13 protein-coding genes are annotated in these 14,523 nt (G+C 57.6%); 8 read left to right on the plus strand and 5 right to left on the minus strand.

Annotation, left to right across the window (positions count from 1 at the left end; genetic code table 11):
* Positions 1–7: 7 nt before the first annotated feature.
* On the minus strand, positions 8–529 hold the full coding sequence (locus tag J5069_RS13900) for a 1,2-dihydroxy-3-keto-5-methylthiopentene dioxygenase (protein ID WP_264644444.1): 522 nt from the start codon (positions 527–529) through the stop codon (positions 8–10).
* 116 nt (positions 530–645) lie between these two features.
* On the minus strand, positions 646–1,851 hold the full coding sequence (locus J5069_RS13905) for an MFS transporter (RefSeq protein WP_264644445.1): 1,206 nt from the start codon (positions 1,849–1,851) through the stop codon (positions 646–648).
* A 125-nt stretch (positions 1,852–1,976) separates the two neighbouring features.
* On the opposite strand from J5069_RS13905, the gene J5069_RS13910 reads away from it, so the two are divergent.
* A complete protein-coding gene (locus tag J5069_RS13910) occupies positions 1,977–2,543 on the plus strand; it encodes a TetR/AcrR family transcriptional regulator (protein WP_264644446.1) in 567 nt (188 codons plus the stop codon).
* Between the two features lie 10 nt (positions 2,544–2,553).
* Here the strand turns inward: J5069_RS13910 and J5069_RS13915 are convergent, their stop codons facing one another.
* Both J5069_RS13915 and J5069_RS13920 read right to left on the minus strand, forming a co-directional pair.
* Entirely contained in the window at positions 2,554–3,708 is a 1,155-nt protein-coding gene (locus tag J5069_RS13915) for a trans-sulfuration enzyme family protein (RefSeq protein ID WP_264644447.1), read from the minus strand.
* 27 nt (positions 3,709–3,735) lie between these two features.
* Complete coding sequence (locus tag J5069_RS13920) at positions 3,736–5,103, minus strand: cystathionine beta-synthase (protein ID WP_264644448.1); 1,368 nt, start codon at positions 5,101–5,103, stop codon at positions 3,736–3,738.
* A 580-nt stretch (positions 5,104–5,683) separates the two neighbouring features.
* Between J5069_RS13920 and J5069_RS13925 the strand changes: the two genes are divergently transcribed.
* The 4 genes from J5069_RS13925 to J5069_RS13940 are packed head-to-tail and all read left to right on the plus strand — an operon-like array spanning position 5,684 to position 9,025.
* Positions 5,684–6,715, plus strand: coding sequence for an isopenicillin N synthase family dioxygenase (locus J5069_RS13925; RefSeq protein ID WP_264644449.1), 1,032 nt, complete (start codon positions 5,684–5,686; stop codon positions 6,713–6,715).
* Positions 6,716–6,765: 50 nt separating this feature from the next.
* Entirely contained in the window at positions 6,766–7,578 is an 813-nt protein-coding gene (locus J5069_RS13930) for a MetQ/NlpA family ABC transporter substrate-binding protein (RefSeq protein ID WP_264644450.1), read from the plus strand.
* Positions 7,575–8,369: a methionine ABC transporter ATP-binding protein gene (locus J5069_RS13935; RefSeq protein ID WP_264644451.1), complete on the plus strand. Its 795-nt coding sequence runs from the start codon at positions 7,575–7,577 to the stop codon at positions 8,367–8,369. Before J5069_RS13930 ends, J5069_RS13935 begins: the two co-directional genes overlap by 4 nt.
* Entirely contained in the window at positions 8,354–9,025 is a 672-nt protein-coding gene (locus J5069_RS13940) for a methionine ABC transporter permease (RefSeq protein WP_264644452.1), read from the plus strand. The genes J5069_RS13935 and J5069_RS13940 overlap by 16 nt, the downstream gene beginning before the upstream one ends.
* A 429-nt stretch (positions 9,026–9,454) precedes the next feature.
* On the opposite strand, the gene queG is transcribed toward J5069_RS13940, so the two are convergent.
* Positions 9,455–10,594, minus strand: a complete 1,140-nt coding sequence (gene queG, locus J5069_RS13945; protein ID WP_264644453.1) for a tRNA epoxyqueuosine(34) reductase QueG — start codon at positions 10,592–10,594, stop codon at positions 9,455–9,457.
* Positions 10,595–10,796: 202 nt separating this feature from the next.
* Here queG and nnr point away from each other — a divergent pair, with 202 nt between their 5' ends.
* Genes nnr through amiB form a run of 3 tightly spaced genes read left to right on the plus strand, consistent with a single transcriptional unit; the run spans position 10,797 to position 14,496 of the window.
* Positions 10,797–12,323, plus strand: coding sequence for a bifunctional ADP-dependent NAD(P)H-hydrate dehydratase/NAD(P)H-hydrate epimerase (gene nnr / locus J5069_RS13950; protein ID WP_264644454.1), 1,527 nt, complete (start codon positions 10,797–10,799; stop codon positions 12,321–12,323).
* Positions 12,320–12,802, plus strand: coding sequence for a tRNA (adenosine(37)-N6)-threonylcarbamoyltransferase complex ATPase subunit type 1 TsaE (gene tsaE, locus J5069_RS13955; RefSeq protein ID WP_264644455.1), 483 nt, complete (start codon positions 12,320–12,322; stop codon positions 12,800–12,802). The genes nnr and tsaE overlap by 4 nt, the downstream gene beginning before the upstream one ends.
* Positions 12,799–14,496: an N-acetylmuramoyl-L-alanine amidase AmiB gene (amiB, locus tag J5069_RS13960; protein WP_264644456.1), complete on the plus strand. Its 1,698-nt coding sequence runs from the start codon at positions 12,799–12,801 to the stop codon at positions 14,494–14,496. Before tsaE ends, amiB begins: the two co-directional genes overlap by 4 nt.
* Positions 14,497–14,523 lie beyond the last annotated feature (27 nt).

The following is a 14,523-nucleotide window of genomic DNA, read 5'->3' on the forward strand; positions in this document are numbered from 1 at the left end:
GTAGGCGTTAATAGAAGGTTTTCTGCCCGGTGAAATGTCCCACCCATCCTGTCGGATTAGTGAAAATACGGATGGCGGTGAAGTCCGGTTGTGCGCCGCAGTCAAACCAGTGGCGGGTGTTGGCCGGAACGCGCAGCAGATCACCCGCTTCGCAGGTTAAACGAAACACCTTGTCGCCCAGCGGAACGAAGAACGTGCCGCTACCTGTGACAAAAAAGCGCACCTCGTCTTCGCTGTGGGTATGTTCTTGCAAAAACTTCTCGCGCAGCGCCTGTTTGTCGGGGTGATCCGGCGTAATGCGGATCACATCGGCGGCGGTGTAACCCTCTTGCAGTTTGAGGCGCTCAATATCCTGCTGAAAATGAGTGAGCAGTGTGTCACTGTCCACCGTTGCGGGCAGCGAGCCAATCTCCCAGCGTTCGAGCTGGATTCCGGCACCCGCCAGCAGCTCGGCGATATCGCCGAAGGCGGCCAGTTGCTCAGCGGGCTGTGCCGTGTGCGGCAGTTGAAATATGGATAATGTGGTCATGGGCGTTCTCCGCAAAAGAGGTAGACCATAACCATTCTCTTTACAGGGATAAATCGCAAGACGAATTATTTATAACTTATGCAGTCAGGTTGTTTAGTATTATGATTTTGTTAATTTTATTTCGCTTTGGTTAACCGCGGGATGAACGTTAGCACGATGGCCAGCGTTGCCAGCGTCAAGATCACGCTACCGTATACATAGGTGGTGGCGATCAACCCCAGATGCTGTGTCAGATAGCCAGCAATAATCGCGGGCACGCTGTTTGCCAAATAGCTTTCGATGTAGAACACGGCGGTGAGGCCGGCGCGTTCGTGTGGCTTTGCCAGCGGAAGCACGCTACGCAGCGCACCGAGGAATGCCATGCCAAACCCCAACCCGGTGATACATGCCCCCGCCAGCAGCCAACCGGTGCTGGCGCGATGGACCGCGAACAGCATCAGCGTCATGCCGACAATCAGGCAGAGTGCGCCCGCGCGCAGTGTCGGTGTGGCGGCAGTGCGCCGCGCCAACAGAATCGCCACCGCACCGCTTAGCGTCAGGGCCGCGACGGATATTCCGCTTAGCCAGGGGGAAACCGCAGGTGTATTTTGCGCCAGCAACGAGGGCATCAGCGAGAGATAGAACCCGCCCACCATCCACACCGCGACGTTGCCCGGCATCACGCGCCAAAAAGCGGTTCTGGCCTGCGGCGGCACGGCAACGCTCGGGCGCAGGCTGGCCCAGGCACCGCTGCGACGTAGGCCGGTTTCCGGCGTGCACGCCAGACCGATCAACAGCAGCACAAATACGCCGAGCAGCAGCAGATAGCCGCTGTGGAGCGGTGCCAGTTGATACGCCAGCAGGGCGCAGCTCAGCATTGCACCGGCGGCCATACCGGTCAGCGGTGCAATGCTGTTGACCAGCGATCCGCGTTCGGGATGCACATCCAGCAGAGCGGCACCCACCGCAGCGGTTGCCAACCCGGTGGCAAAGCCCTGTACGATGCGTGCGGCGACGAGCCCATAAGGATGCGATGCAAAGAGAAAACAGAGCATGGCGGCGATGTTAAGCAGCAGCGCGGCGGCAATCACCGGGCGTCGCCCCACGTGGTCGGAAAGTCGGCCAGCGATCAACAGGGCGAACAGCAGGGCAAAGGCATAGGCTGCGAAGATGACGGTAAGCAGCGTCGCGGAAAATCCCCAATCGTGCTGATACAGTCGGTAGAGCGGCGTCGGCACGCTGGAGGCCGCCATAAAAGCGATCAGCGTGAGGCTATGTAATGCGAGCGTGAGTGCATCGCGCCGGGTTGTGGCGCGTATCACGGTATTGCTGATCACCGTCATGGCGTGTCCTGTGGTATAAAAGCTAAGATTATGCGTTAACAACGCTACAGCGATTTCCCCACTAAAGCAAATATTTTGCTTTAGTGGTATCAATAAACGTTTTTTGTTCGATCTGGGAGCAACAGATGGCGATCACACAAGGTGTGCGGCCGGGGGGGCGCAGCGCGCGAGTACAGGCGGCGATTCACCAGGCGGTGCGCGAATTGGAGCAGGAGATGGGGCGTCAGGCGCTCACTATTCCCGCCATTGCGACACGCGCGGGGGTGACACCGTCTACGCTTTATCGGCGCTGGGGGGATTTGCCCCAACTGCTGGCTGATGTGGCCGTGGAGAAACTGCGTCCGGATGCCGAGCCGCAGGATACCGGTTCTTTCACCGGCGATCTTGAGATCTGGCTGAATACCTACATCGAAGAGATGGCTTCGGAGCCGGGCCGGGCGATGCTGCGCGATGTGTTGGGCACGCCGGGGCATGAAAGCTCGGGCAAGTGCGCCGGTTTCACCGCGCAGCAGTTGGAGGTGATGCGTGAGCGCGCACTGGCGCGACAGGAAGTGCCTGCCAGCGCGCAACAGATCATTGAGCGCATCATTGCGCCCCTGATGTACCGCATTTTATTCACCTGCGAGACGCCCACGCCGCAGGATATTCAGCGATTGCTGGTGGCATTGGCTACGCCGTCGGAACAGGCGTAGCCGTGCGACATCAGGCGTTGTCTCCCGATAGCGCCTGATGCAGATCGGCGATCAGATCCTCTGCATTCTCGATGCCGACCGAGAGGCGAATCAGCTGTGGTGTAATGCCTTTCTCCACGCGTTTTTCCAACGGCACCGATGCATGAGTCATGGCGTAGGGTTGGCTGATTAAGCTCTCCACGCCGCCGAGGCTCTCCGCCAGCGTAAAGATTTTAGTGCGCTGAATCACTCGGCGGGCGCGATCTTCATCTCCTTTCAGACGCACCGAGATCATACCGCCAGGCGCTGCCATCTGACGCTGGGCCAGCTCGTACTGTGGATGACTGAGCAATCCCGGATAATAAACCTGTTCGACCTGCGGCTGCTGTTCCAGCCAGCGTGCCAGCGTGAGGGCATTCTCACTGTGACGTTGAATGCGTAGCGCCAGGGTGCGGATGCCGCGCAGCGTGAGAAAGCTGCTGAAGGGATCGAGCACGCCGCCAACCGCATTGTGCAGGTAGGCCAGTCTGGCTGCCAGCTCGCGGTTGTTGCCCACCACGGCCAGCCCGGCGATCACGTCGGAGTGACCGTTCAAATACTTGGTGGCAGAATGCACCACAATGTCGAACCCCAGATCGAGCGGGCGTTGCAGCACCGGTGAGGCAAAGGTGTTATCGGCAACGCTAATCAGGTTGTGGCGCTGGGCAATCGCGGCGATCGCGGCCAGATCGGCCAGCTTTAGCAGCGGGTTGGTGGGGGTTTCCACCCAAATAAGCCGGGTTTGCGGCGTAATAGCGCGCTCCAGCGCTGCGCTGTCGCCTGGTTCCACATAGCTTACGCTCAGGCCAGCGCTGCGCTTACGCACGTTTTCCAGCAGACGCCAGGTGCCGCCGTACAGATCGTCCACGGCGACGATATGGCTGCCGTGATCGAGCAACTCCAATACCGTGGCGCTGGCGGCCAGGCCGGAGGCAAAGGCATAGCCCTGCGTGCCGTTCTCCAGGCTGGCAATGGCGGACTCCAGCGCGGCGCGAGTCGGGTTGCCACTGCGCGAGTATTCATAGCCAGCGTGCTCTCCGGGCGCGGTCTGGGCAAAGGTCGAGGTGGCATAGATGGCTGGCATCACGGCGCCGGTAGCGTCGGGCGTGTAGCCTGCGTGTACGGTCAGGGTATCAAAACGGCTCATGGTAAATTCCTTAGCAACGGGCAGATATCAGTTCAGGGTGTGACGCCAATGGTTCAGCACATCGGTACGGGTGATCAGGCCGAGAAAGCGATCGCCATCCACGATCACCGCGACGTGGCCACGATCGAAGGTGCTTAACAAGGCATCGTGAGACGCGGTATAAGCCAGCGTCTGCACGTGGCGCGACATCGCATCGCGCACGCGGCGTGCGAAAGGGCGGCTGTCCTGTTTGACGCTGTTGAGCAGATCCCACTCGTCGAGAATGCCGACCAGATACTCGTTCTCCAGCACGGGCAACTGTGAAATGTCGTACAGACGCATACGCGCGTGAGCCACTGCCAGCGTATCGTCGGGCGTGACAGCGACGGTTGCGCGATCGTCGTGGCGATAGGTAATGAGATCGCGCAGATCGCCAAGGTGTGGGCGTTGGATCAGCCCTTGCTCCAGCAGCCAATAGTCGTTAAACATTTTCGACAGGTATTTGTTGCCGCTGTCGCACACCAGCGTTGCCACGCGTTTCGGCTCAGACTGTGCCTGACAGTAGCGCAATGCGGCAGACAGCAAGGTGCCGCTGGAGGAGCCTGCCAGAACACCTTCCAAACGCAGCAGATCGCGGGCGCTGGCAAAGGCGTCTGCATCGCTGATGGCGTAGGCGTGTCTGACCTGCCGAAAATCCGCCAGTGGCGGCACGAAGTCTTCACCGATACCTTCCACGCGCCAGCTTCCTGCTTCGCCGTAATCACCACGCTGCACATAGTCTGTCAGGATCGAACCTTGTGGATCGGCCAGCACAAATTCGGTATCGGGAGAAACGTCTGCAAAATAGCGTGCCAGCCCGCCCAGGGTGCCGCCGGACCCAACGCCGACCACCACGGCATCGACCTGCTCATCCATTTGTCGCCACAGTTCCGGTCCGGTACTGCGATAGTGAACTAACGGGTTGGCCGGATTGTTGAATTGATCGATGTAGTACGCATCAGGTTGGCTGTGCGCCAGACGCTGTGCATAGTCCTGATAGTAGTCGGGATGTCCCTTGGCGACATCGGAACGGGTTAACAGCACTTCGGCCCCGAGTGCACGCAGGTGGAAAATCTTCTCGCGGCTCATTTTGTCCGGCACCACCAGCACCAGACGATACCCTTTTTGCGCGGCGACCAGTGCCAGCCCCAGACCGGTATTGCCCGCGGTGGCCTCAATGATGGTCGCACCCGGTTTCAACCTGCCTTGCTGTTCTGCCTCTTCGATCATTGCCAACGCCACGCGATCCTTGATGGATCCACCTGGATTTTGATTTTCCAGCTTGACGAACAGGCGGCACGGGCCGGTATCGAATTGGGTCAGTTCCAGCAGCGGCGTATTGCCAATAAGCGAGAGTACGGACGTTGGCGCAGCCATCGTTTATCTCCTCAATCCTGAAAGCTGCATCTTACTTTCTGCGTTAAAGGGGAATTAAATAAATAAAAATCCCATGAATATGCACTTTCCTGATATAAAACTCTGTTTTGGCCGTAAGGATGTGTGAAAGGATAGCGGTGTAGACGGATATACCATTGTTTTTCTGCGGGTGTTATCCCAAAGCTAAAGCGCTGCTTAACTTTGCCACTCTTTGTATTTTACCCGTCGCTGCAATTCAGGATTAATAGCATCAGATGTCGAAAAATATCTCAGACTGATGACAATGTCCGTTGTTAGGTGAAGTGCGGCGATGGGGTCGTAGCGGCGTAAGCCGCCGGAGTGCCCCTCGTTGCGATGCGCCGGGAAACTCGGACATGCCTAAAAGGGATTGTCTGCAATCTCAGATGTCGAAAAACATCAGTTTCTTTACTTTGTGCTGATAGGGGCGTTGCGCTGGTACCGGTGAACGCTCTGCAATCACTCCGCTTCCTGATGAGGTGAACCATGACGGGCTATCGCTGTTGTTGCTGCTCCTGCATTTATTTTCCGGTTGAGCATGGAATAATTAATGGAGTACGCAATGAGTACCATAAACAGATTACCTCTCCTTGATTTATCACACCTGCACGGCAACCCCGAGCAGCGGCGGGCTTTTTTAACCTCGCTCAATGAAGCCGCCCGCGATGTCGGTTTCTTTTATCTCACCCACCACGGTATTCCCGAAACGCTACAGCAGCAGTTGCAGCAGCAGGCACGCGCTTTCTTTGCCTTGCCTGATGATGAAAAACAGCACGTTGCCATGATCCATTCTCCCCATTTTCGCGGCTACAACCGTGCCGGGGCAGAATTGACACGTAACCAGCCCGACTGGCGCGAGCAGTTTGACATTGGCGCTGAGCGCGCCGCCCTGCAATTGACCCCACAGGATCCACGCTGGTGGCAGTTACAAGGTCCCAATTTGTGGCCGGAAGCGCAGCCTGCACTGAAAACCACGCTGCTGACCTGGCAACAAGCGATGACCGCTATGGCCCAGCAGTTACTGCGTGCTTTTGCTGAGGCGCTGGCGTTAGCGCCACACACCTTTGATGCGCTGTACGGTGAAAAGCCCAACGAACACATCAAGTTGATTCGTTATCCGGGGCAATCAGCGCAGGGCAGCCAGCAAGGTGTGGGCGCACACAAGGATTCAGGCTTCCTGAGCTTCCTGTTGCAGGATGAGCAGGCCGGTTTACAGGTCGAGGTGGCTCCCGATCGCTGGATTGATGCGCCGCCGCTGCCGGGTTCTTTCGTCGTGAATATTGGCGAACTGCTGGAACTGGCGACCAATGGCTATTTGCGTGCCACGGTGCACCGTGTGGTCTCACCGCCAGCCGGGCAGGAGCGTCTCTCCATCGCGTTCTTCCTCGGCGCACAGTTGGATGCGGTGGTACCGGTGTATCAACTGCCTCCACAGGTGGCGCGTCTGGCGCAAGGGCCTACCAGCGATCCACACAATCCGTTGTTGCGTGATGTGGGCTGGAACTACCTGAAAGGGCGGCTGCGTTCGCACCCTGATGTTGCACAGCGTTATTACGCCGATGTGGTAGCGAAAGCGGAACTCGCCGCTCACTGACGCTTTTCTATACCCCAATACTTAAAACGAAGCGATAAAAGGAAGCCTGTATGAATAAGCGTGTCGCATTTTTTGTCAGCAGTGTTGCATTGGCCGTTAGCGTGACCTTCTCTGCCTCCGCGTCGCAGGCGCTGCGCGTGGCTGCCGATCCGGTGCCCCACAGTGAGATCCTGGCGCAGGTGCAGAAAATTGATCCCCAAAACTCACTGAAAGTGATCGAGCTGACCAGCGGCGTAAACGCCAACGAACTGCTGGCGCATGGCGATGTGGATGCCAACTATTTCCAACACGTGCCCTATCTGCGCGATCAGGAAAAAGCGTTAGGGAAACAGTTTGTGGTTGCCGCTACCGTGCACGTGGAGCCGTTGGGCGTTTACTCACGTAAGCACAAAAGCTTTAGCGACGTGCCAGAAGGCGGCACGGTAGCCGTACCGAACAATGTCACCAACCTCAGCCGCGCGCTCTATTTATTACAAAGCCAGGGGCTGGTGAAACTGAAACCGGGCTACAGCGATCCCGCCAAGGATCAGGCAACACCGAAAGATATCGCGGAAAATCCGAAGAAGTTGAAGATCAAGGAAGTGGAAGCGGCGCAGATCCCGCGCTCGCTGGACGATGTCGATCTGGCGGTGATCAACGGCAACTATGCGCTGGAAGCGGGGCTGGTTCCGGCCAAGGATGCGTTGGGATTAGAACGGGCAGAGCATAACCCGTATGCCAACATATTGGTGACGACGCCCGCCCTGCAAAACGATCCGCGCATTAAAAAGCTGGCGGCCGATCTGGAATCCAAAGCCATCGCAGATTTTATTACGCAGCGCTATAACGGCTCGGTGATCCCGGTGGCGAGCAAGCAGCCATGATCGTCATCGAACAATTGGGAAAACGTTATCCAGGGTGCGATCGTCCGGCATTGGATGACGTGTCGCTGACGATTCCCGAGGGTTCTGTTTATGGCATTTTGGGGCGTAGCGGTGCGGGCAAAAGCTCGCTGCTGCGCTGTCTTAATCTGCTAGAACGGCCCTCATCGGGCCGGATTGTGGTGGATGGCGAAGACATTACGTCACTCTCTTCACGGGCGTTGCGCCAGCACCGGCTGCGCACCAGCATGATTTTTCAGCACTTCAACCTGCTGCATGCGCGTAATGTGCATGACAACGTCGCCGTTCCGCTTGAGATAGCCGGGGTGGCGCGCCACGAGCGTGAAACGCGGGTAAGCGCATTGCTGGAATGGGTGGGGCTCAGTGACAAAGCGCGCGCCTTTCCCTCGCAGTTATCCGGTGGGCAGCAACAGCGTGTCGGTATTGCGCGTGCGTTGGCGGCAAAGCCGAGGTATTTGCTGTGTGACGAGGCGACCAGCGCGCTCGATCCTGAAACCACAGCATCGGTGTTGGCGCTACTGGCAGATATCAACCGTCAGTTGGGTGTGACGATCGTGTTGATCACGCACGAACTGGCGGTGGTAAAAGCCATTTGCGATCACGCTGCGCTGATGGAGCAAGGCCAGATCGTGGAAAGCGGGGCGCTGTCGACGCTGCTCGCGACGCCGGATTCACAGCTACGCAGAGCGTTGCTGCCTGATTATGCGGCAGAACAGGCATTTCTTCGCCGTCACGGCGTCGTCGAGGGGAGTACCTTATGCAGGGTCGCCTGAGCTGGGATGAATTTATTGCGCTGATGTGGGATGCCACATTAGAGACTGGGTACATGGTGGGTGTGGCAGCGCTGTTTACCGTGCTGATTGGCCTGCCGTTGGGCGTGGTGCTGTTTATCACGCGACCTGACGGGGTTGCGCCATTGCCCTGGCTAAACCGGGGGCTGGGCGCGGTGATCAACGTTGGCCGATCGTTACCGTTTGTGGTGTTGTTGATTGCGCTGATCCCGTTGACCCGTCTGATCGTGGGCACCACGCTTGGGAGTACGGCGGCGATCGTACCGATCACCATCGGGGCTTTTCCCTTTTTTGCCCGTGTAGTGGAAAATGCGCTGGATGAGGTTGAGCGTGGGCGTATCGAGGCGATCCAGTCAATGGGCGGATCGCTCTGGCACGTGATCGGCAAAGTGTTGCTGCCAGAAGCGCTGCCAACCCTCCTGGCAGGCGTGACCTTAACGGTGGTGTTGTTGATCGGATTCTCTTCCATGGCGGGCGTGATCGGCGGCGGCGGGTTGGGCGATCTGGCGATCCGCTACGGCTATCAGCGTTTTAACGATCAGGTAATGGTGGGTACGGTGGTGGTATTGGTGATTTTGGTACAAGGCGTACAATCGATCGGCGATCGTCTGGTGCGTGCCTTGGCGCATCGACGATGATCCGATCGTTGGTGTGGCGCAAGATCGTTTCTGTGATTATATTTTAGGCGTTTAATCGCAGATGAAAGATAAATCGCTTGTGCTCCGAGACTAACCAGTCCACAATTGCGTCCCGCTCGCGTAGTAGGCTATTTTTTGTGCAGCGTATTTTCGGGCGTCAAAGTGTTTACTCCTCTCTTTTGCGTTTCATGTAATATAAAATCTCATAATTTTCTTAACAGACTTATCCACAGGCTGCGCTTTGCTTGCATAAAATGATCTGTGGCAAGATTGTCAAAAGTATATTTATATCTTATTGATATTTATTGATAAAAATAACTTATCAAAATGTTAAGGCGATCACTTGCACTTTCTTCATGGATTGATTGGCAAGGAGTTTTATATTTATGCACAGGGCGGGCCAGGATGATATGACCGGCTGGAAACACCTCAGGCATCGCGCGGTAGTCCTTTTTCAATAGCACGAATAAGCCGTTTTTTCTGCGGCAACTGCACGTCGATAGATTGAGCGGCACGGCGTGCCAATTGCTGCTCAATCGCCCAGTGAATATGCTCATCGATCAGCGCGCTCTGCCCGAGTCGCGCTTGTAAGGCTAGCACAACATTTTCCTCATAGGGGGCATTCCCCAGCGCCACGGCGATATTGCGCAACCAGCGCTCGTGGCCGATGCGGCGGATGGCTGAACCTTCCGTGATGCGCAGAAATTTTGCCTCATCCCACCCAAACAGATCCAGTAACGCAGGCGTATGCAGCGCGGCGCGCGGGCTAAAATCATCTTCATCGGTAAGCTGGGAAAAACGGTTCCAGGGGCAAATCAGTTGGCAATCATCACAACCGTAGATACGGTTGCCCATCAGCGGGCGAAATGCTTCGGGGATAACGCCTTCCAGCTCAATGGTCAGGTAGGAGATGCAGCGTCGGGCATCTACGGTGTAAGGCGCGACGATGGCCCCGGTCGGGCAGGTTGTCATGCAGGCAACGCAGCGTCCGCACTGTTCTTCCAGCGGTTGATCGACCGGCAATGGCAGATCGATAAGCAGTTCCCCGAGGAAAAACCAGGAGCCCGCTTCGCGATTGAGGATCAGTGAGTGTTTACCCACCCAACCCAGCCCAGCCTTGGCCGCCAACGGGCGTTCCATAATCGGTGCAGAATCGACGAAGGGGCGAAATTGCAGGCTGCCGCAATGTTCCTGTATCCGCTCACCCAACTTTTTCAGCCGCTGGCGCAACAGTTTGTGGTAATCACGCCCCAGCGCGTAACGGCTAACGTAACCGAGCGTCGGGTTGTTCAGGGTTTTGGCGAAGGCCGCTTTGGCGGGCAGATAGTTCATGCGCACGCTGATAACGCGCAGCGTGCCGGGCAACAGCTCATGAGGGCGCGCACGCAGCATACCGTGGCGCGCCATCCACGCCATTTCACCGTGGTACTGCTTATCCAGCCACGCCTGAAGCCGTGGCTCTTCGTGGGAAAGGTCGGTATCGCAGATCCCTACCTGCTGAAAGCCCAATTCACGTCCCCACTGTTTGATGTGCTGGGCGAGTTGGTTAAGGTCGTAGGGATAAGTCATGAGGAACCGTATCGAAGAGATAAACGGTCTTATTTTATCACATCGTCTGACGGACGTCTGTGCGCTGAAAGCACCGGTGCCATGCGACATTTATCCTATCGGTTTCTGGCAGCCGGTTTCAGACCTTGCTAAGTTGAGACATAAAGATAACCATGCGTTATCCGTTTTTGCGACAAGCGCTTATGTTGCCCGGGAGGAACTCATGCCGCATACCATACCTGCGCATCAGCGAAGGCTACCAGACTGCGTTTATCCACCCGACTGGCTGCGTCGTGAAGAACCTGACGCCGCGCGGCAAACGGGAACCACGCTTTATGCGTTGATGCAACGTGCCGGAGAGGCCGCTTACCAATACGCCCGTCACCGTTACCCGAATGCGCGCCGCTGGCTGGTGTTGTGTGGGCATGGCAACAACGGCGGCGATGGCTATGTGGTAGCCACGCTTGCGCGCGCTGCTGGGATTGAAACCACCGTGGTCGCGTGCAGGGCGGCACGCCCTCTGCCAGAGGAAGCACAGTGTGCTTACGCGACATGGCAGAAGGAGGGCGATATGGCATTGACGCCCGACGCCCCCTGGCCTGACGGAATCGATTTGATTATCGACGGCCTGCTCGGGACTGGGTTATCCTCCGCGCCGCGTGCTCCTTATGATGCGCTGATCGCACGCGCTAATGCCCACGGTGCGCCGGTGCTGGCGCTGGATATCCCTTCTGGATTGAATGCGCAAACCGGTGCCTGTGCCGGAGAGACGATCGTCGCTGCCTGCACAGTCACCTTTATTGCGCTAAAACCGGGGTTGCTGACGGGCAGGGCACGCGCTTGTGTCGGCACGCTACGTTATGCGGATTTGGACCTGTCCAGTTGGTTACAGCAGCATTCCGCGCCGATGCGGCGTTTATCCCGTGAACATTTACCGGGCTGGCTGACGCCCCGTTCGCCGCTGGCACACAAAGGCGATCATGGCCGAGTGCTGCTGGTGGGGGGCAATGCCGGAATGGGAGGCGCTATTGCGATGGCGGGAGAAGCCGCATTGCGCAGCGGGGCGGGGTTGGTGCGAGTACTCACTCACATGCAATACGCGGCGGCGCTGCTGATGGCGCGCCCTGAACTGATGGTGCAAGCACTGAGTGATGCCAGCCTGCGTGAAGGGCTTGACTGGGCTGACGTGGTGGTGATTGGTCCGGGACTGGGGCAAGATGGCTGGGCGAAAAGTGCACTGCGCGCCGTGGAAAATTGTAACAAACCCATGCTATGGGACGCGGATGCGCTAAACCTGCTGGCAATGAGCCCTTTTAAACGTCAAAATCGTATTTTAACCCCACATCCGGGGGAAGCAGCCCGCCTGCTGAATTGCCGAGTGGCGGAGATTGAAAGCGATCGCTTACTTGCTGCCCAGAGACTGGTACAACGCTATGGCGGCACGGTCGTGCTAAAAGGGGCGGGTACTGTGATTGCCGATGAGTCTGATGCGCTGGCGCTGGTTGATGTCGGTAATCCGGGCATGGCGAGCGGCGGCATGGGCGACGTGTTGTCTGGTATTATTGGCGCATTGCTTGGACAAAAATTGTCACGCTATGCAGCGGCTTGCGCCGGATGTGTGGTGCACGGCGCAGCGGCCGATGCGCTGGCCGAGCAGCGCGGCACGCGAGGGATGTTGGCAACTGATTTGATGCCAGTATTGTCCCGCTATGTTAATCCTGAGTGGATACCCTTAGAAAAGACAGAATGAAAAAAGTAGATTTTCCGCTGCCGGATGAGGCAGCTACCATCGCATTAGGGGCATCGTTGGCGCACGCCTGCGACAGCGCGTGCAGCATTTATCTTTTTGGCGATCTGGGCGCGGGTAAAACCACGTTCAGTCGCGGCTTCCTTCAGGCGCGCGGCCATCAGGGCAACGTGAAAAGCCCCACCTATACGCTGGTGGAGCCTTACGCGCTGTCACCGTTGGCGGTGTATCATTTCGACCTTTACCGTCTGGCCGATCCTGAAGAGCTGGAGTTTATGGGGATCCGCGACTACGTGACGCAGGATGCCATCTGCCTGATTGAATGGCCGCAGCAGGGCGAAGGCATTCTTCCTGGCGCCGATCTCGAAGTGCATCTGAACTATGAAGCGCAAGGGCGGCACGCGCAGTTGATCGCCATATCGGCGCTGGGTGAACGTATCCTGACGCAGATCTCTTCTCTGCCGGAGAGTGAAACGCCATGATGAAACGCGTGCTCGCTCTGGTGATGTGGGCTGGGCTGCTGCTGGCCAGTACGGGTTGGGCTGCCAACCTCTCTGATATCAAGGTGGAAAACGGCGATAATCAGGCGACGGTCAGCCTGAATTTCAGCGGACAACCGATCTATGCCTTTTTCCCGCTCAACAACCCGGATCGGGTGGTGATCGACATCCGCCAGACCGGTGTGGTTCAAGGGTTACCGCTCGAGTTCAGCGGGCAAAACATTATCAAACGTATTCGTACCAGTCAGGCGAAAGATGCACAGAGCCTGCGACTTGTGCTGGATTTGACCCAACCGGCCAAAACGCGCGCGTCGACACAGAAAGCTGGCGCGGGGTTTAACGTGGTGTTTACCGTTGCCGGGCAACAGAAAGCGAAGGTGGCAAAAGCGCCATCGTCGACTCCCGCAACGCGTGAAACCCGTAACACGACCCCGGTTGAATCGGGTGGCAATCCGTTTAATAACAAACCTACCGTGGTGGTGAACAGCAATGCCTCCGCGCGTGCAGCAACGCCACGTTCCAGCGGTGCCAGCGAACCGGTGGTCGTCGCCATTGATGCCGGGCACGGTGGGCAGGACCCCGGTGCCATTGGGCCTTCTGGTTTGCGCGAGAAAAACGTGACGCTGGCGATTGGGCGCAAATTGCATACCTTGCTCAATAGCGATCCTAATTTTAAAGGGGTAATGACACGTGACGGCGATTACTTTATCTCTGTCATGGGGCGCTCCGACGTGGCGCGTAAGCAAGGTGCCAACCTGCTGGTCTCCATTCACGCGGATGCGGCACCAAACCGTGGGGCCTCCGGTGCTTCTGTATGGGTGCTCTCCAATCGGCGCGCGAATAGCGAAATGGCTAACTGGCTGGAACAGCACGAGAAACAGTCGGAACTGCTCGGTGGGGCAGGCGATCTGCTGGCAAACAACAGTGCAGATCCTTACCTGAGCCAGGCGGTGCTGGATTTGCAGTTCGGTCACTCTCAGCGCGTCGGTTATGACGTGGCGGTCAAAGTGTTGCAGGAAATGCAGCGCGTCGGGTCGTTGCACAAACGCCGCCCGGAACACGCCAGCCTGGGCGTGCTGCGATCGCCGGATATTCCCTCGTTGCTGGTGGAAACCGGCTTTATCAGCAACCTGACTGAAGAGCGCCTGCTGGGAAGCAGCGATTATCAGGATAAAATCGCCACGGCGATCTACCGGGGGTTGCGCAGCTATTTCCAGTCGCATCCAGTACAATCCGTCCCAAAGCAGGAAAATCGACCGGTCGTACAGCCGGTCAACCGTAAGGCCGCGACGCCCACCACGTCGGCATCCAGCAGCACATCAGCATCCGGTAGAACCGAGGCCACGCGCCATACCGTGGCGCGCGGTGAGTCACTTTCAGGGATTGCCGCGCGTTATGGCGTCAGCATGGCGGCGTTGCGCAGTGAGAATAATCTGAAAAAAGACGGCGTATGGGTGGGGCAGAAACTGCGTATTCCGGCGGGGGCTCGCACATCGACGGCACCGGCCGCAGTGACGCGCACCGCCGTTCCGGTCAAGCATAAAGTGGTAAAAGGAGATAGCCTGAGTGCCATCGCCATGCGATATGGTGTAAGTATGAAGGAGATCCAACGTGCCAATGACATGACGTCCGGCACGGTACAACTTGGGCAGACGCTGATCATCCCGTCAGCCTGATGCCGTTCGCGACGCTGGTGCGTCCAT

The organism is Candidatus Symbiopectobacterium sp. NZEC127 (assembly GCF_025962675.1).
In the GTDB taxonomy this organism is placed as follows: Bacteria; Pseudomonadota; Gammaproteobacteria; order Enterobacterales; family Enterobacteriaceae; genus Symbiopectobacterium.